A 22782-nucleotide genomic window follows, 5' to 3' on the forward strand; every position below is an offset into this window, starting at 1 on the left:
CATCGCGAGAAGGTTGAGGCTAGATGAATACTTTTCAGCGGAAGGACTTGGAGTGACTGTTCCTAAGCAAATTCACATAATTTGGATTGGAGACGAAACAAAGCGGCCCGACTCTCTAATCGAAACTTGGCGCGAGATGAATCCGACGTACTCGGTGCGCGTCTGGGGAAACGCTGATCTAGCCAACACGGGCTGGCACCTGAAAACGCAAATCGAGCAGTGGCTCACTCGCGAAATCAACGGCGCTGCCGACGTGATGCGTTGGGAAATCCTCTACAGACATGGAGGCGTAGCGCTTGATGCAGACAGCATGTGCGTTCGTCCGCTTGAGGATTGGCTGCTGGAGCCGGACTGCTTCGCAGTTTGGGAAAACGAGATTGTGCGCCCCGGTCTGATTGCCTGCGGTGCTCTAGGATGCACGCCACAGCATCCCTTGATTGGCCAGATCATTCACGACATCGCAGAAGATCCGGCACCGCTGTCAGGAATGGCGTGGGAGAAGGTCGGCCCAGGACGCATCACACAAACGGTTCGCGCCAACAAGTACCCGGGACTTACGATTTACCCAAGTCATTACTTCATACCTCGGCATTTCACCGGAATCGAGTACAACGGATCTGGTCACGTGTTCGCATCACAAAAATGGGGGTCTACACTGCGCGGCTATGGCAAGCGGCAAGCGAATGCTGATGCTGCCGCAGCGCACAACGCCAAAGTGGCCGCAGCTAAGCTCCAAGCTACCGTGGAGCAATTACTCAAGCAAGGAAACACCACCCAAGCTCTAACCATGCTCGACGCCGCGCTCCGCTCTGGAGAAACAGCGGAATTATGGAACGACTGGGCGACCGTGCAGAGCGCGGTTGGTAGTGCTGACCAGGCAGAGTCAGGATATCGTCGGGCACTAGCCCTCGAGCCAAATCATCGTGCAGCAGCCGTGAACCTCGGACTTCTTTTGCTATCGCAAGCGAAACTGCAGGAATCGATTCCGCTACTTGAACAACACCGAGACTCGTTGTCGGCTGAAGAAAAGCAGGCCATTCAACAATTGATTCAGCCGCTGCTCATGGCACAGGCTGCATCGCCGTCTCCTGAACAACAACTTAGTGGCGCTGAGCCATCATCGATTTCGCACGACGCGAATAATCCTCCCACCTGCAGCGTGATTGTTCCCTGCTACAAGCAGGGACAGTATCTTCGAGATGCCGTGGAGAGCGTCATTGCTCAAACGTTTACAGACTGGGAACTGATTATTGTTGACGACGGTTGTCCTGAGGACACGAGCGCGGTCGCGCACGAACTGATTGCAAAATATCCCGACCATCGCATTCGTCTCATCAATAAGGAAAACGGTGGCTTGGCCGATGCTCGCAACTGCGGCATACGAGAGGCCTTGGGACGTTTCATCCTGCCACTCGATGCTGATGACCAGATCATGCCCGACATGATGCAGAAGATGGTGCGCGCCCTTGATGCGGATCCCACGGTCAGCATCATTTATTCCGACCTCCAGGAGTTTGGAGCTTCAGATCGGCTATACCGAAATCCTGACTACGATTTCGCTCGGCTTTGCCACAGCAACCAGCTCAATTACGCCTCCATGTTTAGACGTGGAGCTTGGGAAGCGGCCGGCGGATACAACACGAATATGGTCTGGGGATATGAGGACTGGGATTTCTGGATTTCATGCGGTGAGCGCGGACACAAAGCGCGACGCATTGCAGAACCTTTGCTTCGCTACCGAATCAAAAGCGGCAGCATGCTTACCCAAGCGCGCTTGCACGACGCGGAGTTGAAGGCGCAGATCGTTCTAAATCATCCGGCCCTCTACAATCCCGGCACACAGCAGTGGGCGAAATCGATCCTCGGAGAGACGGCGCCTAGTATTTAGGCGCCTCTCATTTCCGTGTACGCAGTGCGTAGTTCGACTGACTCCGGAAATAATTCCACGCCACGAGCAAGCAGATTCACCGCTGCTTGCTCCTGGCCAATATGCGAACGCAACGCCGCAGCTCGCAACATTGTTTTCGGGTGAGCCACCCTGCTTGCAAACTCCTCCGCAGCTTCGGCCGCATCCGCCAGGTTCCCAATCGAGAAATGTGCCTTTATCAGCCGCTCATGAAACTCGGCCGCATAAGGCAACGCATTAATCGCGTTTCTTAGATGAGAGAACCCTGAGCCGTTTTCTCCCAATCGTACTTCGGTGTAGCCGAGCTTACTCTCGACTTGAGGATCCGTTCCGACTAACTGCAAACAGTGTTGATACGCCTGCCTCGCTTCTGCGAATCGCCCCAGGTCATGGAATGCATCGCCACGGAAGTGCTCGCACTCTGCCGACATTAATCCCTTCTTCTGCGCATGATCGAAACAAACGAGAGCATCTTGCGGTCGTTCGAGTCCACGCAACGCCAAGCCAGCAATGAACCACGCCTCGTGTAAGCTCGGTGCAAGCGTGATCGCTTTCTGAACACAAGAGAGCGCTTCTTCGTGCCGCTTGAATGGATCATTTAATTGGTGCGCGAGTTCCAGCCACGCGTACGCATTCGTAGGCTCTTGCTCGGCTTTCTTGCGCAACAATCCAAGATAGAACTCTGCCTTGCGTTGATACTCATCTTTTCCCGCAAGGTAGCCGAGATGATGAATACAGAAATCTGCCTGTTGCAGCTTGAGGCCAGTTGCAGCGATCTGTGGCGCCACAACTTCGTGAATGCAGCCTGTGTAATAGATTTCTGGAATCCGCCGAAAAAGCCTGACGACCGGGTGCTCGGCGAACGCAGGGGCGTGCGCGGCATCGGCACAGCGACCATCATTTTCCTGCGCACGACTTCCGTTCACGCTGCCATGGCGTAACGGAATATAGCTGCGAATAGGAACGATGTAGCCTCCCACGTCCGCTCTCTCTGTGTGCCTCTGAATGCAGTGATCTGCGTCTTTATCTAGCTGCTCATCGGCATCGAGAACGAGCACCCAGTCCGTCGTGTTCTGCTTGAGCGCTGCGTTACGGGCAGCAGAAAAGTCATTCTCCCATGGAACTCTAATGACTGTGGCACCTAGTTCGGACGCGATCTCAGGGCTTCCATCGACGGAGCCTGTATCAACTACGACGATTTCGCTCACGACGTTCCGGGCACTTTCAAGACACCCACGAAGCGTTTTTGCCCCGTTCTTAACTATTAAAGAGAGCCCAATCGATGACATCGAAGTCCTTCCGCACAATCTGAGTTTCAGGTGTGAATACCTGCCTAAACATTGAACAGAGCGCATCTCAGCTTCCAAACGCTCCACGACGTCAACATTCTTAACCACCCGAGAAAGGCATCTCGCTTGCATGTATTCCTGAAGGTACTCTCATTCTTCTCTCAGGATCGCAGGTTCACATGCCCACCGTTGGCCTATCGATGATCGTCAAAAATGGCGGCGAAGATCTTCGCCAATGCCTCGCCAGTGTTCGTGGAGTAGTGGATCAAATCGTCGTTGCTGATACCGGCTCAACCGATTCGACTCGCGACATCGCGTTGGAAGCAGGCGCAACCCTGATCGACGTTCCGTGGACGAATGATTTCTCTGCGGCCCGCAACGCAGCGCTGGCACCGATCAACACGGACTGGGTGTTGGTGCTCGATGCGGATGAAGAACTCGATCGCGAAGCTGCGAATCACCTGCAATATCTGACGTTGCGGCAGGATATCGGAGCCTATGCGCTTCCTATCCGGAATTACGTTCCCATAAGGTTTGCGCGAATGTACAACAGCATTTCGCGTCCCAATGACGAGCGTGTGCCAAGAGCAAACGGCTGCCCCAGTTTCACCGAACATCTGAACTGCCGCCTTTTTAGGCGTCACCCCGAAATCTATTTCGAAGGGCGAGTTCACGAGCGAGTAGAGGACCGCGTGCGAGCGTTGGGTCTGAAACTCGGAAAAGCTGAGGTCATCATCCATCACTTCGGCCAACTCGCGGCCGATGACGTCCGTGCCCAGAAGAATGTCTTCTATCGTGACCTGGGACGAGCAAAAGTTCAGGAGCAACCAAACTCGGCGATGGCCTGGATGGAGCTTGGGCTAACGGAATACGAGCATTTTCATCAATACGATGAGGCCATGCGTTGCTTCACACGCGCAGTCGAACTGGACCCGAAACGATCCGATGCTTGGACATTCATGGCAATGATTCACGCCGATCAAGGCCGCTGTCATGAGGCCTTGGCTGCACTGGACAAGGCAGGAAACGGCTTATCAGGCGCTGCACTTAGAGAACAACTTCGTGGGGACATGCTTCACGATCTCGGTCGCATTCAGGAAGCGCGAGTCGCATATACGCGCGCCTTAAAGACCGACACATCAAGCCCGATTCTCATGAGCAAGCTCGGCTACACCGAGGTTCGGCTCGGCATGAAGCGCCGAGGTTTGCGCCACATGCAGGAGGCAGTTGACTCGGCTCCTGAGTTACCCGATCTTCATGACCGTCTTCTGAAGGCACACATCTCTCAGGAAGATCTCACCGCCGCAGCTACGGTAGCCAAAACTATCGCTGAACGATTCCCTTCTCCAAAGTCAATCCTGCGCGCTGCTGGAATCCATGCACACATTGGTCAGTGGCCGTCAGTAAAGCAGCTGCTTGAACTCGGCTTACAGCAGTTCCCTGCATCTTCAGAACTTCAAGCTGCTTATCGCGAGTCAGTTCAACAATGATTGACCTCGGCAGAAAGAAGTCGGCCAGAACTAAAGGTTTGTACGTCGCGCCTCCGACGCTGAAGCTAGGACTCACGACCGACCAGCAGATTCATGCTGTTTCGAGCGTTCGCAATTGGTGTCGCAACTCGCTCACTTACATCGCTTGGGGCAGTTGCGTTTCTCATTTTTCGCTGTTGAAACGCGGCCTTCCTGCCGATAGTTGCTCCTTGGAAAGACGTCCCCTCCGCTTTCCGCTGCTACGCGTGGCACAAAACCGAAGCTTAGCTTTCGAAGAGAATAGGTAATTCAGTGTTTATCATCATCGGCTTAGTTTTCGTAATCGGCGCCATCCTCGGAGGGTATCTCATTGAGCACGGGCAATTGCTGGTTCTTCTTCAACCCGCCGAACTCCTTATCATCGGCGGAGCGGCAATCGGCACGGTACTCATTGCCAATCCACTTCACATTTTGAAGAAGATCGTTGGCAGCCTTATATCTGTGGTCAAGGGATCACCGTTTACCAAGAAGCGGTACCTCGAAACTCTCCAGATGATGTTCGAACTCTTGAACAAGGCGCGTAAAGACGGCCTTGTCGCGGTCGAGAAGGACGTCGAGACACCAAACGAAAGCCCAATCTTCTCAAAGTACCCGACCTTCTTGAAGGATCATCACCTCACGGCTTTCGTTTGCGACACCATGCGCATGGCGATAACGGGGGGAGTTGATCCGTTCGATATCGATCAGATGATGGAACTGGACATGGATGTTCATCATCATGAACAGTCGCAGCCTGTCGGTGCTCTGTCCACGATGGCTGATGCTCTGCCTGGTCTCGGCATCGTGGCTGCGGTGCTTGGTGTCGTAATCACGATGGGCGCTTTGGGTGGACCGCCAGAAGAGATTGGAAAGAAAGTGGCAGCCGCCCTCGTCGGCACCTTCTTGGGAATTCTCCTCTGTTACGGATTCGTTGGTCCCCTAGCTTCGCACATTGGAAAGATCGTCGAGGATGAACACGCGTACATTTATACGATTCGCGTTGTACTGCTTGCTTTCATAAAAGGTACGCCACCAATTATGGCTGTGGAGATGGCGCGGCGCGCTGTTCCTTCGCGTGTGCGTCCAACGTTCGCAGAGCTGGAAGATACTTGCCGAAGCGGTTCGGCGCCAGCGGCAAAGGCATAGGCCATGGAAGCAAAGCCGCAAATCATCGTAATCAAGAAGCGCAAGTCCGACCACGGAGGACACCATGGTGGCGCGTGGAAAGTGGCATACGCCGACTTCGTGACCGCCATGATGGCGCTATTCATCGTGCTCTGGCTTCTGAACACGAGCAAGCAGATCCAGGAAGCCGTTGGCGGCTACTTCAAAGATCCCACCGGAAACTCCAAGAAGGTCGGTACGAATCTCGCTGGATCAGGCGAGAACTTTATAGTCAACAAGGACAATCTCACGATCCTCAAGGAACAGCTCGAAAAGGCCGTTCACAAGATCAGTAACTTCGACAAGCTGAAGAACCAGATCACCATTACTGTGACTGACGAAGGATTACGGGTCGAACTCCTCGAGACGGAGAAAGGAACCTTTTTCGATCTTGGAAGCCGAGTCCCTAATGCAGACGGAACCGCCCTGCTCGAATCGATTGCGGAAGAGGTTGGGAAGTTTCCGAACAAGCTCTCCATCGAGGGTCACACCGATTCGACGCCGTATGCGCCCAATGGTGACTATACGAACTGGGAGCTTTCGGCCGACCGCGCAAACTCGACCCGAAAGCTGATGCAGGCACATGGGGTTCGAGCAGATCAGGTGGATAAAGTAACGGGTTTCGCCGACCAAAAGCTCAAGATGCCGAACGAGCCAACAAATGCATCGAATCGACGAATTTCTCTACTTATCGAGTACCTTCCAAACGAGAAGCCTGAAACATCAGAGAAGGAATCGCAATCCGCTCATGTGAGCGAACTCCCAACCGGAAAGGCCGGGTCCGTCGAGACGGCCCCCGCAGCCACTAAGGAAGAGAAACATTAGGAAACAGCAGTACTGAACTTCGCGTCGTGCGAAAGATAGCTAACGAAGCGCCAAACGTTAGGTGGAGTGATCAAAATGGAAGACTTGCAATCAGTGCAACCGGTATTTCAGCAGCCTGTAAGCGTTAAGTACACCGAGCCCGGATACTACGAGTTCAACGAGGTTTCGGATGAAGACTCTGTCCCGAACCTGTGCTTCTCTTCTCCGCAGGCACTCAAGGTGGGAGAGCGGGTAAACGTGACGCTCATGCTTCCTTCCGGCAGCGCGCAGCGAGTCCCCATGCACATTCAAGGCACTGTTGTGCAGTTTCAGAAGCTGGCTCCAGTGCAGGCATTCAGCACATTGGTGATTGCTCCAAACTACAACGCCGAAGCGAGCCACGTTTAGCCGCTCGTTCTGAGTTGCAAGTTCGCACGAAAACGCTTTACAGGTCTAGTCCAACACACGATTCGAAGGTTACTTCAATGGCCATACGCAAGAAAGCTCTACTTGCCCTAGGTACAATCCTGTTTTCCGTACTATGTCTTTCGGCATGGTCTCTCTACGAGCGGCATCAATACGATAGCGAATTAAAGGCCGCATCCGGTCGCGACTATCGCAAGGTTGCCGTAATCAGCCAGATCAGATCGCAGATCATGCAGATGCGATTGGCTCAACGCGGAACACTGCAATTCACGCTTATCCACGACCAGGCAAAGTTCGACGCGAGCAATCAGCAGTTCGAGCAGAACTACTCGGACCTGAAGCAGTCTATCTCCGAGGTGGGAACACTGCTCTCCACCGATGACGGATCATCCGAGCTGCGCGAGCTTGCGGAGAATGCAACGCAGTATGCGCAACTCCATTACCAGACGTCCGAGCTTTGCAAGCAAGGCAAGGCGATGGAGGCTATCGAGTTCGATACGAAGAACTTGGTCAGCGTCGGGAAAAGTCTGATTGGACATGCCGATTCACTCTTCAAGGCTCAGGAGCGGATGAACTCCGAAAAGGTGGATCGAGTTGACAGGCTAAGTCAGTTGTCATTGCTGGTGAACCTGCTCGTGGTTTGTCTCACAATCGCGAATGTAGTTGTGGTCTGGTTTGGCGTCCGTGGAATTGTGTCGAAGCTTTTCACTGCCACGATGGACCTTTCCTCGAGTGCGGAGCAAGTGGCCAGTGCGGCTGGACAAGTATCATCGTCTGCACAGGGCTTGGCGCAAGGCGCATCAGAGCAGGCGGCCACGCTGGAGGAAACCTCCTCGAACGCGCAGGAAGTGAATGCCGTCACCCAGAAGAATGCTCAGAATTCTCGCACGGCCGCAACCGCCGTCGAAGCTTCGCACCAGCATGTGGTTGATGCTGAAGCCGAATTGAAGGCGTTGGTTGAGTCGATGGGCTCCATCTCCACATCCAGTGAGAAGATTTCGAAGATCATCAAGCTGATCGATGAGATCGCGTTCCAAACCAATCTGCTTGCCTTGAATGCCGCTGTCGAAGCTGCACGCGCCGGAAGCGCAGGAGCAGGTTTTGCTGTAGTTGCTGACGAGGTGCGAAACCTGGCTCAGCGTTGCGCACAAGCCGCCAAGGATACTTCACTCCTGATCGAAGAATCCGTCACGAATGCGTCGGAGGGTGCCGCGCGGGTCCAATCAGTAGTGGCCGCTGTCAATTCGGTGGTCGGCAAGTCGGAAGAGATCAAAACGCTCGTCGAAGAAATTACGACCAGTAGCGCGGAGCAGGAGCGCGGACTTCAGCAGATCGCAACCTCGATGTCGCAGATGGAGCACGTCACCCAAAGCAACGCAGCCACGGCGGAGCAAAGTGCGGCGGCAGGCGCAGAACTCACCGCCCAGGCTGATACGCTCCGCACCATTGTTACGGGATTACAGTCATTGGTTTCTGGTGATCACGCCACGATGTAGTCTGGAAGGACCACAAACTCTCTCGAAACTGCGTTTCGGATTCACCCGAGGCAATCGGCCCACGCCGATTGCTTTTCTTCTTGCGCGACAGCTTTAGTCAGAACATTGGTGCACAAACGGCGAACTCTGCAAAGAGGTATTTGGGGATTGAATCTGGATGAACTAGAACCGGGGTAAAAGCTAGGCGTAAAGGTCGAGTCGGGAAACCAAGTCAGAGCCGGGCATGCTCATATGAGTCTGGTACTGATACACAGCTCTCATCACTGCGCCTGCGAGGAAGCCACCATCGGTCGAGTGCTGACCGAAATCTCCGAACGCGCTTGCAACCCCCAGGCCGGGCAGTTGCGGAGTCGGATAGGGCGCATCGTCAGAATATACAGGGGCGGACCAGCGATAAGTGTCGGTCGGGATCGCTATGCTCGGGCGTATGCGGCTCTTTGCTGCGAGCGCATTGCTGCCGTGCACGGCCAGAGCCGTCGTCTCGCTACTTATCCTCGATGCCGGTAGTAGAATCACGCGTCCGCTCATACCCTGAAGTTCGTGTCGCTAATGCCTTGCTGTGCGATAGATATATCGGCACAGCGCCAGAAAACATTAGACTGCAAAGAGTTGCGTGTCAACCCATTGGTTCGCGCGCGTATCTGGCATGTTGCCTTGCAGCCAAAAGACGAAAGGCCCGCCCATAAGGGCAGGCCTCCCGTACCTTGCAACAAATGCATTATGCAGGCGAACTATTCACCATCGCCCTGAGGCTCACGACCAGTTGCTGCATTGCTTGAGACTGAGCGCTCAACTGTGCTCCAGCCGATGCACTTTCCTCCGCTCCTGCGGCGGATCTCTGGGTAACGAGTTCCATCTCCTGGACCGCCCGGCTAATTTGCTGGAGTGATTTCGCCTGATCCTGGCTGCTGAGACCAACTTCCTGAACCAAGACCTTGGCCTTCTCCGCTTCAGCCGTTACGGCGGCGATGGCATGGGCGACTTCGGTCAATTTCTTGCTGCCCTGCTGAGAGGTCTCGATTGATTCTTCGATCAGAACGGCGGTGTCCTTTGCCGCTTGGGCGCAACGCTGTGCCAAATTTCGAACTTCATCGGCCACAACTGCGAATCCCATACCCGACTCTCCGGCGCGAGCGGCCTCCACGGCAGCGTTCAACGCAAGGAGGTTGGTCTGGAATGCGATTTCATCAATAGTCTTGATGATCTTGGAGATTCTCTCTGATGAAGCGTTGATCTGACTCATCGAGGCGTTCATCTCTTCCAACTTGCGATTGCCCACGTGAATTCTTTCGCTTGTAGCTTCCATCAGTTCCACTGCTGATTTGGAATTCTCAGCATTGCGATCAGTCATAGAAACTACTTCCTGCGTAGAGGACGACGTCTCTTCCAGAGATGCGGCTTGCTCTGAAGCTCCCTGAGCCAACGACTGCGAGGACGTTGAAATCTGATCCGCCGCACTCGCAACCTGTTCAGAGCCAGACGACAGATCGTGAACGATCTTCCGCAGTGCTGCGGTGACACCGAGCACCATTCGCAACGACACCACTCCAGCGACGATCGAGAGTAGGAGTCCAATGGTAGCCATTAACTTCGCTGTCCCTGCTCGTTCAAGATTGGCATTCTTCTGTTCAGCAAACTGTTGCTTCTGTGTATTGGCTAGCCACTGAATGTCCGCCGCTAACCCTTCGGCGATCGACTTGGTTTCGCGTGTGCCATATGCTTCCGCCTCGACCGGGTTGTTCGCTTTGCAATGGCCGTAGATAACTTCGAACTTTTCTCGCCACAGCTTGAAGTTAGTGGAGAGCTGTTCGGTCCTCCTGCGTCCCTCGTCGGTCTGGAGAAGCGGTCTCATTTGGTCGAGAGCGTCGAGCGCGCGATCGAAGGACTCTTCAGTTTTCTTGCGGTTCGCGTCCACGAAGTCGGGCTTTCCTGCATAGGTATAGAGAATCGTAGCGCGCAGTGAAGCTCGTACGTCGGCACGCGCGGTGTCTACCTCGCCGATAAGGAATAGCTTCTTTGCAGAAACGTCCACCGTATTTACATAACTGGCGCGCATTGAATCAATGAGATAAAGGAGCGTTGCGGTTAGAACAACGAATAGAACAAGCAGAGAGCTGAAAGCTAGAAATAGCTTGCGGCCAATAGTCATGTACGGGGACCTCGACGGAACGTTAGGCACGTATATCGGCAGAGCTATGATGGTTCATCAGCATTAATCGAGCCGTAAACACCACCATGCCTTATGGATAACGCTCTGGCTAATACACGGATTGCACACTCACGATTCCGGTGCGCTGTTCGGTCGATCAGCTTGTGTTCAGCCCTGGGTTGGAGCGAGCGACTGCCCAGAGTTGAAACCGCCTGCTTGGCGGAGCACTCTAAAGGAAGGTACTGATTCGAGAGGAATGTATGTCATCGCAGATTACAGAACAGATCGAACAGAAGCTTGAGTTGAAGGATGCTCGCCTGCTTCGCCAGCAGTGCTACATCGATGGCTCATGGGTGGACGCCGACAGTAAAGAAGTGATTCCTGTGACGAACCCGGCCGATGGCGCTGTGCTTGGGAGCGTCCCGAAGATGGGTGCTGCAGAAACACGACGTGCAATCGAGGCAGCGAATCGAGCCTGGCCAGCTTGGCGCGGCATGGCCGCAAAGGAGCGAAGCATCATCCTTCGCCACTGGTACGACCTTGTCATGGCGAACCATGAAGACCTTGCAAGACTCATGACGGCGGAGCAAGGCAAGCCGTTGACAGAATCGCGCGGCGAGGTGACATATGGAGCCTCGTTCATCGAGTGGTTTGCCGAGGAAGCAAAGCGCGTTTACGGAGACACCGTTCAATCACCGCAAAGGGACAAACGTGTGGTTGTGGTAAAGGAACCTATCGGAGTTTGCGCTGCGATCACGCCGTGGAACTTCCCTATTGCGATGATTACGCGCAAGGTAGCTCCGGCGCTGGCAGCTGGTTGTGTCGTTGTAGTGAAGCCCGCGGGATTGACTCCGTTTTGTGCGCTCGCGTTGGCGGAACTCGCCGAAAGGGCCGGGGTGCCCAAAGGGGTGTTCAATGTGGTGACTGGTGACACGAAGGCCATCGGTGGAGAGCTAACGTCAAACCCGCTCGTCCGCAAGGTCACGTTCACCGGATCTACGGCCGTGGGAGCTTTGCTGATGAAGCAGAGTGCTGCGACGATCAAGAAAGTGTCATTGGAACTCGGCGGCAATGCACCTTTCATCGTCTTTGATGATGCAGATCTGGACGCTGCAGTCGAAGGCGCGATTGCGTCCAAGTATCGCAACACCGGACAGACCTGCGTGTGCACCAACCGCGTGCTCGTGCAGGAAGGTGTTTACGATGCCTTCGCCGCAAAGCTGGTGGAGAAGGTGCGTCAATTGAAGGTAGGCAACGGATTCGAAGATGGCGTCACCCAGGGACCATTGATAGACCAAGCCGCTGTGGAGAAGGTGGAAGAACATATTTCTGACGCCGTAAGCAAAGGCGCGCAGGTGCTGACCGGAGGCAAACGTCACGGTCTCGGTGGAACCTTCTTCGAGCCCACTGTGCTGGCGAATGTAACTCCGAAAATGGCCCTAGCGCGAGAGGAGACATTCGGGCCAGTTGCTCCGCTGTTCCGCTTCAAGACAGAAGAACAAGCTATTCAGATGGCCAACGACACCGAGTTTGGGCTAGCCGCTTACTTCTATTCACGAGACATCGGCCGAGTGTGGCGAGTCTCAGAAGCGCTCGAATACGGCATGGTGGGAATCAACACCGGCCTGATCTCGAATGAAGTGGCCCCATTCGGAGGAGTAAAGCAGTCCGGAATCGGGCGAGAGGGATCGAAGTATGGAATTGAGGAATTCCTGGTGATCAAGTATCTGTGCATGGGAATCAACTAGGGAAATTCTCGGTTCCAAGGGGGCGTAATCCAGAGGCGCTCTTTCTTTGTTCCTCGATGTGTTTCGCCCTGCAAACGGCGCTAGCGTAGACGCTCTTCCCTGGTTTGGCAAGTATTTTGGATATCAAGCTACAACTAAAGTGCGTCCAACGGGTTTAGGCACCTCGGGAGGTGACCTATGCGGCGTCTTCTTATCGCAGTTGTGTTGCTGGCCGTCGGCACCTGCGTTGCTCAAAGCGGCCGCGGTGGCGGTCGCGGCGGAGGCTTCCACGGCGGTGGAGGATCCCACGCGTTCCATAGCGGTGCCGGATCGCACGGTTTTGGGGGTGGCGGCGGAGGATTTCGTGGTGGACCCGCGATGCATGGTGGAAGCGCTATGCGTGGCGGCACCGTGATGCGTGGCAACACTGCTGGATTCAGTGGCAGTGCGTTTCGCGGCGGGAACCGTGGTACTTCCAGAGGCGGCTACTCCGGAGGATACGGCGGCGGTAGTGGCTACAGCGGAGGCTACAACGGCAACTATCCCGGAGGGTACCCGCGCGCTGGTGGTGGTAGTGGAAGCGGATATGGCGGTGGATACAACGGGAATTATCCCGGTGGATACCCACCTGCGGGCGGCGGAAGTGGCCATGGTGGCGGACACGGCGGCTATGGTGGACATGGCGGTTATGGATGGTACGGCGACCATGATCGAGGTCACCACTACGATCGCGGAGGCTATCGCGGCGGCTACTACGGACGCGGATATTACGGACGCGATTACCGGTACTATCCTCGGTACTGGCGCGGCGGCGGATGGGACACCTGGAGTGTTGGGTTTGGCTACTACCCCTACTACGGTGGCTACTATGCCAGCTATCCGTGCTATGCGTACCCCTACTACTATCCGTATTACACGTGCCCAAATGCGTATCCATACTATCCATACACATACGTTCCGGGCGATGACGAGTAACGGTGTAGTTTGAGTGACGACGAGGCTCGATGCGGGAAGTGTGGTTGACAAGACTGAGAGCGCTTCCCGCTCCTTGCTCGCAGAAGTTGCAATTACCTCGTCGTGGACTGACCTAATGAGGACGGTGCTGCCGAATTCACTCGCAGCAGCAATGCGGTTCCGGCACGTAGTTTCAAGTCGCCTTTAGTTGATTCGAGCACGAACTGCCCGTCGACAGTCTTTCCTCCCGCGTCTTTGATCACGGCTTCCATTCCATAGACTCCGCAGGCATCATGCGAGAAGACCCACAGCGCCTGAGGTTGATCGTTCCCTGCTACCGCTGCCCGGCATTCGGTGCCCGACCCTGAATCAACGCGTGCGAGAATTCCCCAGTCTCCCGCATACACCGACTCTCCCACTTTCTGCCCACCGCGCTCGACGAGACCTGTCTCTCGATACACCGCGTCTCCACCAATCTGAACTGTGTTTTGCGACCACGGAGGTTGTGCCCCTCTTTCGAATCCTGAGCGCTGAGACTGTGCTGCTTCGACCTCGAGCCGCGATGCTATCGCTCGAAGATTCGCCGAGACTGTAATCGGGTGTCGGGGTGACTCTATCTTCTTGAATTGCAGCGTCACGGAACCCGGTTGCCCAGATTTTGCAGGCGAGACGGCCACCGCCTCTCCTATGACTCTGGTTCCAGCTTTCAGTCTCGAACCGTTAGGTAGCGGAACGTCCTGCGCGATCTTCGCGACCACAGCTTGGCCCGGCTTACTCCGATGGGAGTCGAGCGAAGTTTCAAGAGAAACTGGGATGATGGTACCGACGGGAATCTCGGTTTGGGCCAGGCCGAGACCAGAAAATGCTGCCAGCCCGATCAACAGCAAAACGGTTTTCATATCGACTGTCGGCACAGAGATGTTCGGCAGCGCGCATCAGGTTGCAGCGCAAAAAAGCGCGACCCGATGTGGCCGCGCTTCAAGAGAATGGGATGTCGATGTTAGTTCGACCCACCGCCCATGCCGTTTCTATCCAACCCAGTCTGGTATGGAGTGGCAATGGCAGCGCTCTCCGGATTGAGGAGCCCGTGCTGACTGGGTCCCAAGCCCAGTTTGATGAGAGCTCGGGAATCCGGAACGATCTTTGTTTGCCAGTGATTGTCATTCTGAAAACGCACGAGTGCGTCGCGAGTGGACTGATCCCATTGGCCGCTGGGCTCTCCGTCAAGGTAATGTTCGCGGATAAGCGCCTGTTGGATCTCGACGGTTCGGGACTGATCAATCGACTGTTGCCCACGAAACTTTGGCTTACTCACGGCGGCGGGCTGAACTCTTCCTTTGCGTCCCTTACGTGTGGATGCGACACGGGTAGATGTGTCGGAGTCTTCATCGTGAGTTTTTTTATTAGAGGCAGTAGCAGAACTGTGAGAGGAAGTGCGTTTTGCGCTTGCTGATTTTGATCGTGATGCGGAGACCGCATGGTGTGACTTGACTCGTGTCACACTCGACTTGCTCTTGCTGGCTGCCGCTGCCGGCGAGGTGCACAGCAGAGCTGCGGCGGTCAGCAAAGAAATATGTTTCAGTTTCTGGAATGAAATCATCCGATGCACCTCGATGAGTTGAAACTTCCTTGCGCTTGAGCGCAGGGCGCGATTCGACCGGCAGCTAAATTGTCCCCGTGCGCAAATAGGCTCGGTCGATCTCACAGAAATGTTGCCGGACATCAATTACGATGCCCGGCAACATTATTGAGATTGCTCTAGGGTACTACGGCAGAGTGCCTCCCAAGAAGGTATTTGTCGCTTCTCGGCCCTGTACAGCCTGGCGAACCACAAAGACGACGTCCTGTCCGGACTTCAAACCCGACTCGATTTTGGTCAGCGCGTCGGGGTCATTTACCGGCTGGCGATTCACTTCGAGTATCACATCACCACGCGAAAGCTGCACGGTCTCCGCAAAGCTTCCGGGCTTCACGTCGCTGACGATGACACCCTGATTAGGCTGTAGATTCAGCCGCTTAGCAACAGATGCGGGCACCGGGCGGACGGTGATTCCGAGCTTGCTCTCTTTCGGAGCCTGCTCCTCGTTGTCTTCTTCGTTGGTGCCAAGTTGAGCGCCGAAGAGCTTCTGGCGATCGGCCACTGTGACGGTCGTATCCATCTGCTTGCCGTTCCGGAGGTATCCGATCTTCAGTTTGTCTCCGGGATGGTGCGAACTGACCTCGTTCACCAGTTCGTCGCCGGTCGTGATGTTCTTGCCAGCGACCGAGATGATCGCGTCACCGCTCTTGATTCCGCCCTGAGCAGCAGGACCGCCGGGCGTCACATCCTGAACCACGACACCCTTGCCGCCGCCATACATGCGAGTCACCGCAGGACTGGTTTCGGCGCTGAACGTGATTCCAATGGAGCCGCGCTCAACTTTGTGAGCAGGCGAGACCAACTGGTTGAAGACCTGGGCAACCGTGTTGGACGGCAAAGCGAAACCTACGCCCTGATAGCCCGAGCTCTCGGTGTAGATCGCCGTGTTGATGCCGATGATTTCTCCATCCATATTCACGAGCGGACCACCGGAGTTTCCCGGATTGATGGCTGCGTCTGTCTGGATGAAGGATTGGAATTGGCGTCCGGGCACGATGTTGCGGCCCTTTGCGCTGATGATTCCGGCGGTAACCGTGGACTTGAGTCCAAACGGGCTGCCGATGGCCAGAACCCAATCGCCAACCTGCATGCTGTCCGAATTGCCGATCTTTGCGGCGGGTAACGGACGGTTCACGTCAATCTTGATGACTGCGAGATCGGTTTCACGGTCGGTTCCCACAACCTTCGCTGGGTAGCTGACGCTGGCAGGCTCGCCCATGAGGCTGACGCGAATTCGGTCTGCTTTATCCACCACGTGGAAGTTGGTGACGATGTATCCATTGGCGCTGACAATGATGCCAGATCCAAGCGACTGCGAAGTCATATCGCCGCCACCGGGCGCGCCAGGAACGCCATCGGGTTGCTGCCCGAAGAAGCGGTCAAACCAATCCTGCAAGCCGCCATTTCCGTCCTGCTGATCGTCTTCGCCATTTGGCTGTTGCTGCTGTGGCGGCATTCGGCGGAGACGCCGATGGGGATTCTTTATGGTCGATTCTGTATTGATGTTGACGACCGCGGGCTCTACAGTCTTGGCCACTCGCGCGAATTCATTGTCGTGCGTGCGGCCAGCGGGCACCGTCAATTGGGGTGCGTCGGCGCTGTCCACGTTCTTCGCGCGCGCAGTGTAGGTGAGCACGGTTCCGATCAACAACACCAGCGCCATGGTGACCGACCCTACGAATAAAGGCGCAAAACGACTCTTCTTGTACGGCTTTTGTTCCTGCGACAATCCGCTTGCATCTTTCAGCGGTTCCATGTGCCCTCCGGCAATTCAATCTGCAACCCATTCTAACTTGTAGGAAAGAAAGGCGCACTGACCTAGCGAGGGGGTTTGAGCCACGCCGGTTCAGGTTTGTTAGACGCACTGCTGTAGCAATTCGTCAACATAATTTGGCCTCCAACACGGATATCCGAATTAGGGAAATCCACTGAGACCCTCTGACGAAGAAATTAAACACCGCGCCAAGCTCATACCGCAAAGCTGGGGATGTCAGTGGCAACAACCGCAGCTTTGGCCTCGGAACGCCCGCCGACCTTCAACAACCAGGATCGGAATAGCGGCGACAGCGGCGGCAGAATCGGCCCAAGCAATGTGGAATCCAGCATTTACGGCGAGCCCGGCCAGCGAAATAAGTGCCAGGTACGCACAAGTAGCAGACTGGACGGCATCGGCCGCGAGCGCGTTGTTTTGGGTGCGTCGGGCGAGTTTACGCTTCTGCCATGCCAGCACAGGCATAACGATCAGCGCGGCAAGGGTGATAGCAATTCCAAGAGGACTAGATTCAGGCTCGACTCCCCCGAGTAACGAAACGACCGAGGCCACCGCGACGACTCCGGCCAAGGCGAACAACAAACTGCCAGCGACTCGGTCCACACGCTTGCGGCTGAGATGCGGTGCTATCGAGAGTACGACGAGGGAGGCAGACAGCAACTCGACAAAACTGTCGGCCCCGAAGGCCAGCAGCGCAGCGCTATGAGCGCGTGCAGCTGAGAAAAGCGCGACTCCGCATTCGACGACCATCCATACGAGTGTGACCACCTGAAGTATGATCAGGCGGTTCTTCGACGGAGAGAGCGAATTGGGAACAGTCGTCATGATGCTCTATCGCAATAGATGCCAGCGCTTCAGCCTGCGCTAGACAGCTTCTTCCGCGAGTTCTTCCTCGGGTTTTTGAACATGACCAAGGAGTTCACTTGCGAGGACCCCGGCAAGGATGAGCGTGGCTCCAATGATTCCTCGTGAACCAAGCCGTTCTCCGATCAAAACGTACGAAGTCAATCCGGCGAAAACGGGCTCTAGAGAGAAGATGAGCGCCGTGTGCGTTGGCGGGGTAAATCGCTGGGCCCACGCTTGCACGATGAAACATGCCACTGTCCCCAGAAGCGCAGTTACACCGAGGGCTGTCAACATCGCAGGAGTAAAGCGAATGAATCCGTGGCGCTCTGCGATTGGAATGGAAAGAACCATCCAGCCAGCGCATACCGCAATCTCTATTGGAACCAGATGGGCAAAGTCGTAGTGCAGTGCGCTCCGCCCCAGAATGATGATCTGAAACGCAAATGCTAGAGCGCAGGCAAGCGTAAGGATATCTCCGCGATTCAGCAACGCGAGAGACAACCCCTGACCGGGTGGTACGCAGAGGAAATATAGGCCAATCAGTGCCGCCATGACTCCGCCGAGTGTGTAACGATTCACGTGGCGACGCCAAAACACACCGAGCAGGATAGGTACTAGAACGACGGACAATCCCGTAAGGAAGGCCGATTTCGATGCCGAGGTGTAGAGCAGGCCTGCAGTCTGAAATTCGTAACCAAGCCACATCAGCGTTCCAACTTCGAATCCCGCCCGGAATGCTCCGACCGGAGTGTGGCGCAACTGCTTAAAGAAGATGATGCCGAGGACAATCGCGGCAAATGCCATGCGCACGGCATTAAACACGAGCGGAGTTGAGTCCGCCAAGGCCGACTTGATGACTATGAAAGTTGAGCCCCAAACGAAAGTTGCCGCGATGAGCAGGAGGTGAGCCTTGAGCGAACGCGACATCAAGCAGACTCCTGCGACGGACCGGAGCTTCTATCCGATGATGCCGGGGGCAATCCTGCGAGCACCAAAATCAGCAAAGCTAAGCGTCTCAATGCGTAGTCGCGTCCAATTGGATCGAACCACTCACGAAGAGTGTGCGCTCCACCACCCGACCCGCCTGCGCCGAGCGCGACAGCATCGAGGCCAAGCGACAGCGGAATATTGACGTCCGTTGATGCGCGAAGGATTTGCGACTTGATTCCGAGTTGGTGATCTACGGCGCGAATCGCCACCAACAGTGGAGAGGAGGCCGAAAGCTCACCCGATGGACGCTCACCTACCTTCGCGATATGGTGGCGAAGCTGGACTCGCGCATGTGGATTTGCCGAGAGCACCTGAGTCTCGGCACATGCCTCTGCTGCCGCCTGTCGAATCCGTTGCTCGAGCGCGTCAAGACGGTTCGGCTCGGACGAGCGAATGTCCACCTTGAGCATCACGCGTTCAGGAATGGCGTTGACGGATGTGCCGCCCTCAATTGTGCCTACATTCAGTGTGGCGCGTGGACTCGTGGGCAGCGAGATATGAGCAAGCTTCTCGATAAGAATTGCAGCGGCAACGATTGGATTCGGTGTGCCGTAATCGCTCCAAGAATGACCGCCGGGACCTTCAATAATGATTTCGAATCGGCGACTGCCCAGAGCTTCGGAAATGATGTTGTCGGTGCCTGCACCATCCAGTGCTATCAGTAGTCCTATCGACGGCGGAGGCGTCTCATCCGGCACGCTCAGTGGCGTTCGGCCCAGGTATTCACGATAGATGTGACGCATTCCCTGCAGATTTCCACCGCCTTCCTCGCATACGTTGGCAATGAACAACAGGGGTAAGGAGGTAACGATCCCTGCATCGTGAAATGCAGAAGCCAGCGCCCAGAGGCCAGCCAGTCCAGACGCGTTGTCGCTGATGCCAGGGCCGAGCAACCGCGAGTGCTCTCGATGAATATTCAGTTCGGTAGTTTCCGGAAATACGGTATCCAGATGAGCGCTTACGGCAACGGCGGGTGCTTCCGATCGCAGCCCCGACCGCATGTCTTCGTGCATCCCTTGACGGACTGCGAGGAGGTTTCCGACCGCGTCGATGTATGCACTGAGCCCAAGTGGCTGAACACGCTCGAGAAGCCACTCAGCGCGCGCCTGCTCCGAAAAGGTCGGAGCCGGAACGGATGCTATCGCGAGTTGAAATTCGGCAATCTCTCGCTCGTGGCGTGAAAACCAGTCGAAAACGCGATGGACCCGCGAATCGGCGCACAACACGTCGACTTCCTGCGCGAGTGCTCCAGGCTGGAGCTGGTTTCGCTCAGAGAAAGATCTCCATCGGGTCCAAGGGCGAAAAGGCATTTCAGACTTGATGGTACACGAGACATACGGGGCGTGGGCAAGGGATCCAGAGCATGCCGGGGACTAATGACGCTGGCTGAAAAGAAGAGAGATAGACCGCAGCGCAGCCGAGATCCGCTGCCGAACTCCGGAACCGTGAACAAGCTCGGCAAATGCCGACATTGATGAAAACTTACTGGCGTACGGATACCACCAGAGCTTCTTCATCCTGGGCAACAGGTCAATATCCATATAACGTGGACGCACAAGTTCCTGCATTCCGAGCAGGCCGTGGGTTCGTCCAATGCCGCTGAGCTTGAATCCTCCATGCGGCGCGCCACTGATGGCAAAACCAGAGATGAGGTCATTGATCATGACCGTGCCGGCAACAATGCGCTTTCCGACTGCCACAGCGTGGCTGGTTCGTCCCCAGACACTGGCGGCAAGACCAAAGTTGCTGTCGTTTGCGAGCGCTACAGCTTCGTCGTCCGTGCTGAACGGCGCAATTGGGAGCACCGGGCCGAAGGTCTCCTCCCGCATCAAGTTCATGGACGGATCAACTTCGGTCACGAGCGTTGGAGCGTAGAAATTCGATCCAAGATCAGGCAGTCGCACTCCGCCGGTATGGATGGTCCCGCCGAGGGCACGTGCCTCATCCACCTGCTGCTCCACGATCTCCAATTGCTTATAGGAAATCATCGGACCGAGATCGGTCTCGGGATGTGCGCCATCACCGATCTTGAGCTTTGCGATTTTTTCCAAACACAGCGAGATGAATTTCGAGTAGAGGCTCCGGTGAACATAACAGCGCTCTACGGAAAGGCAGGTTTGCCCGGCATTCATCATTGAGCCCCACACGGCGGCGCTGGACGCAACGTCGATATCGGCGTCCTCAAGCACGATCATCGCGTCCTTCCCACCCAACTCAAGCGTGACAGGAAGCAACCGCTCTGCGGCTGCCGTGGCAACCTTGCGTCCTGTGGCGACACTGCCAGTAAAGATCAATTTGTCGATGCCACTTGTGATGAGTGCCTGACCTGTGGGTGCAAGTCCGGTAATGACCTGGAAAGGACGGACTTGCGATGAGAATCCTTCCTGGTCCAGCGCAGCGCAGACAATACGCTCCAGTTCGAGAGCAATCTGTGGAGTCAATTCGCTGGGTTTCAACACCACCGCGTTCCCTGTCACCAGTGCGGCAAATGTATCGGTCGCTGGGATGGACAGTGGGTAGTTCCACGGCGAGATGATTCCGACGACGCCTAGAGGCTCCCATGAGAGCTGCCCGCGCTTGAACCGCAAGGCCGGATTTGTATGCGGAATTTCCTGATTGCGAAACACCTTTGCGGCGTTGTCGGCGCAGAAGACAGCAGCGTCAGCCGCGACCAGCACGTCGTTTACGAGTGCTTCCTGCAACGGCTTGCCGGATTCAGCGGTGATGATTCGGGCCAGTGATTCTTTTTCTGCACAGAGTTGCCGCGCGACCCGGCGAAGCACGTCGGCGCGGCGCAGCAGAGGCAGTCGCGACCACCAGCTCTGACACAGGCGAGCATTTTCTACAGTCGAGGTAACCTGCTCAGCCGAAGCCGCAAGGTACTCGGCTACAGGCTCCCCGGTAGCTGGATTGAACGTTGAGAACCTTTCGCGGGAGCCGTACTTATTTACGAGATGAATACCGGTTTCCATCAGTGCGTTTCTACAGCAGATTGGATGCTACCGGAAGACGCAAGAAACAGGAATTTTCCCTGCTCCGGCCGAAAGGAATAAAGACACCGTCATGGAGATTCATCACTTTCAATTCAGTAGCTTACGCAAATTTAATATTCGACATTGACAAGGTAAAGCCCCTCTGGCGGGGCCGTTGGGCCAGCAGCACGGCGATCATGCGCTTCTGTGATTTCGGGAATAGCGAACGGAGCGATGCTTCCCTTCCCTACGAGTAAAAACGTGCCCACCAGATTGCGCACCATGTGGTGCAGGAACCCGTTGCCCCGCACAATATAGCGCAACTCGTCATCGATGCGTTCAAAGCGAGATTCGTAGATTGTGCGAACGTTGGAAGCGCCTTCGCAATCGCCAGAGGCTGCAGCCAAGCGGAGCCTGCGATCAGGATCGACTGCAGCGAAGGAAGTGAAATCGTGCTCGCCAATTACCAGTGCCGCCGCTTGTTCCATTGCCGACTCATCCAGCGGGTATGGATGATGCGTAACGTAACGCGCAAGAAATGGCGGAACGACATCGCCTCGCCAGATTCGATATTGATAGGACTTGCCATGTGCGGAGTGTCGCGCGTGAAATCCCGCGGGCATTTCATTGATACTTAGAACGCGAATCGACGCCGGAAGCCGATCGTTCAGCACGACGCGCAAATTGGGTACGGGGATTGAGCTGGAGGTTTCGAAGCTTGCCACCTGCGCGAGTGCGTGAACACCAGCATCCGTGCGTCCCGAACCCTGCGGCAGTAGTTTCTCGCCAGTAAGCCCCTCTATCACTTCCGCGAGCGTGCCTTGAATCGTTGGCTTCCCTGGCTGCACCTGCCAGCCATGAAATGCAGATCCGTCGTACGCAATCGTGAGTTTGAGTGTGCGAGTCAATGTTTACAGGTTGCTGAGTTTCGTGTGCAAAGTCAACTGCACCGAGTCGCAACACAGCCGCGGATATTTCAACGCGAACCAACGTAAGCGAGTCGGCTATACTCAATTCTTGCGCGCAATTCCATCATGCGTGTCCGGTGCGTTTGCAAAAGTTTACAAGGACCGGGAACTTCGGGTGGGAGAATTGCGTAAGAGTTCTTGTGCTTCACGAAACGCAGCCCATTTCCTTCAGG

General features: G+C 55.6%; 19 protein-coding genes. 8 read left to right on the plus strand and 11 right to left on the minus strand.

Annotated elements, in window-relative coordinates:
* The first annotated feature begins 52 nt into the window (after positions 1-52).
* Positions 53-1888, plus strand: coding sequence for a glycosyltransferase (locus tag AC6IZD_RS11685; protein WP_497783490.1), 1836 nt, complete (start codon positions 53-55; stop codon positions 1886-1888).
* Here AC6IZD_RS11685 and AC6IZD_RS11690 read toward each other — a convergent pair.
* Entirely contained in the window at positions 1885-3195 is a 1311-nt protein-coding gene (locus AC6IZD_RS11690) for a glycosyltransferase (RefSeq protein WP_497783491.1), read from the minus strand. The two genes, AC6IZD_RS11685 and AC6IZD_RS11690, sit on opposite strands and share 4 nt — an antisense overlap.
* A gap of 179 nt (positions 3196-3374) precedes the next feature.
* On the opposite strand from AC6IZD_RS11690, the gene AC6IZD_RS11695 reads away from it, so the two are divergent.
* The 5 genes from AC6IZD_RS11695 (at position 3375) to AC6IZD_RS11715 (ending at position 8593) form a co-directional block, all read left to right on the plus strand.
* On the plus strand, positions 3375-4685 hold the full coding sequence (locus AC6IZD_RS11695) for a tetratricopeptide repeat-containing glycosyltransferase family 2 protein (RefSeq protein WP_497783492.1): 1311 nt from the start codon (positions 3375-3377) through the stop codon (positions 4683-4685).
* 291 nt (positions 4686-4976) lie between these two features.
* Positions 4977-5849 carry a flagellar motor stator protein MotA gene (motA, locus tag AC6IZD_RS11700; protein WP_497783493.1) on the plus strand — a complete coding sequence of 291 codons (873 nt, stop codon included), beginning with the start codon at positions 4977-4979 and terminating at the stop codon, positions 5847-5849.
* A gap of 3 nt (positions 5850-5852) precedes the next feature.
* Positions 5853-6692 (plus strand): flagellar motor protein MotB, encoded by an 840-nt coding sequence (locus AC6IZD_RS11705; protein ID WP_497783494.1) that lies wholly within the window; start codon positions 5853-5855, stop codon positions 6690-6692.
* 75 nt (positions 6693-6767) lie between these two features.
* Positions 6768-7079, plus strand: a complete 312-nt coding sequence (locus AC6IZD_RS11710) for a hypothetical protein (protein WP_497783495.1) — start codon at positions 6768-6770, stop codon at positions 7077-7079.
* 77 nt (positions 7080-7156) lie between these two features.
* The gene (locus tag AC6IZD_RS11715) at positions 7157-8593 is read left to right on the plus strand and encodes a methyl-accepting chemotaxis protein (RefSeq protein ID WP_497783496.1); all 1437 of its coding nucleotides are present in this window, start codon (positions 7157-7159) and stop codon (positions 8591-8593) included.
* A gap of 180 nt (positions 8594-8773) precedes the next feature.
* Here AC6IZD_RS11715 and AC6IZD_RS11720 read toward each other — a convergent pair whose 3' ends face one another.
* The gene (locus tag AC6IZD_RS11720) at positions 8774-9109 is read right to left on the minus strand and encodes a hypothetical protein (protein ID WP_497783497.1); all 336 of its coding nucleotides are present in this window, start codon (positions 9107-9109) and stop codon (positions 8774-8776) included.
* A 202-nt stretch (positions 9110-9311) separates the two neighbouring features.
* Positions 9312-10742, minus strand: a complete 1431-nt coding sequence (locus AC6IZD_RS11725) for a HAMP domain-containing methyl-accepting chemotaxis protein (protein ID WP_497783498.1) — start codon at positions 10740-10742, stop codon at positions 9312-9314.
* A gap of 260 nt (positions 10743-11002) precedes the next feature.
* On the opposite strand from AC6IZD_RS11725, the gene gabD reads away from it, so the two are divergent.
* Positions 11003-12490 (plus strand): NADP-dependent succinate-semialdehyde dehydrogenase, encoded by a 1488-nt coding sequence (gabD, locus tag AC6IZD_RS11730; RefSeq protein WP_497783499.1) that lies wholly within the window; start codon positions 11003-11005, stop codon positions 12488-12490.
* Between the two features lie 177 nt (positions 12491-12667).
* Complete coding sequence (locus AC6IZD_RS11735) at positions 12668-13444, plus strand: hypothetical protein (RefSeq protein WP_497783500.1); 777 nt, start codon at positions 12668-12670, stop codon at positions 13442-13444.
* A gap of 92 nt (positions 13445-13536) precedes the next feature.
* On the opposite strand, the gene AC6IZD_RS11740 is transcribed toward AC6IZD_RS11735, so the two are convergent.
* From AC6IZD_RS11740 to truA, 8 genes are all read right to left on the minus strand, one after another.
* Entirely contained in the window at positions 13537-14322 is a 786-nt protein-coding gene (locus AC6IZD_RS11740; protein WP_497783501.1) for a hypothetical protein, read from the minus strand.
* A 101-nt stretch (positions 14323-14423) separates the two neighbouring features.
* On the minus strand, positions 14424-14738 hold the full coding sequence (locus tag AC6IZD_RS11745; protein ID WP_497783502.1) for a peptidoglycan-binding domain-containing protein: 315 nt from the start codon (positions 14736-14738) through the stop codon (positions 14424-14426).
* Between the two features lie 451 nt (positions 14739-15189).
* Positions 15190-16818: a Do family serine endopeptidase gene (locus tag AC6IZD_RS11750; RefSeq protein ID WP_497783503.1), complete on the minus strand. Its 1629-nt coding sequence runs from the start codon at positions 16816-16818 to the stop codon at positions 15190-15192.
* Between the two features lie 234 nt (positions 16819-17052).
* Complete coding sequence (locus tag AC6IZD_RS11755) at positions 17053-17658, minus strand: cation diffusion facilitator family transporter (protein ID WP_497783504.1); 606 nt, start codon at positions 17656-17658, stop codon at positions 17053-17055.
* Positions 17659-17697: 39 nt separating this feature from the next.
* Positions 17698-18606, minus strand: a complete 909-nt coding sequence (locus AC6IZD_RS11760; protein WP_497783505.1) for a DMT family transporter — start codon at positions 18604-18606, stop codon at positions 17698-17700.
* A complete protein-coding gene (locus tag AC6IZD_RS11765; protein WP_497783506.1) occupies positions 18606-19979 on the minus strand; it encodes a M20/M25/M40 family metallo-hydrolase in 1374 nt (457 codons plus the stop codon). The genes AC6IZD_RS11760 and AC6IZD_RS11765 overlap by 1 nt, the downstream gene beginning before the upstream one ends.
* 63 nt (positions 19980-20042) lie before the next feature.
* Positions 20043-21641 (minus strand): aldehyde dehydrogenase family protein, encoded by a 1599-nt coding sequence (locus AC6IZD_RS11770; RefSeq protein ID WP_497783507.1) that lies wholly within the window; start codon positions 21639-21641, stop codon positions 20043-20045.
* A gap of 131 nt (positions 21642-21772) precedes the next feature.
* Positions 21773-22549 (minus strand): tRNA pseudouridine(38-40) synthase TruA, encoded by a 777-nt coding sequence (gene truA / locus AC6IZD_RS11775; RefSeq protein ID WP_497783508.1) that lies wholly within the window; start codon positions 22547-22549, stop codon positions 21773-21775.
* Positions 22550-22782: the final 233 nt, after the last annotated feature.

The sequence above is a fragment of the Koromonas humicola genome (genome assembly GCF_059726255.1).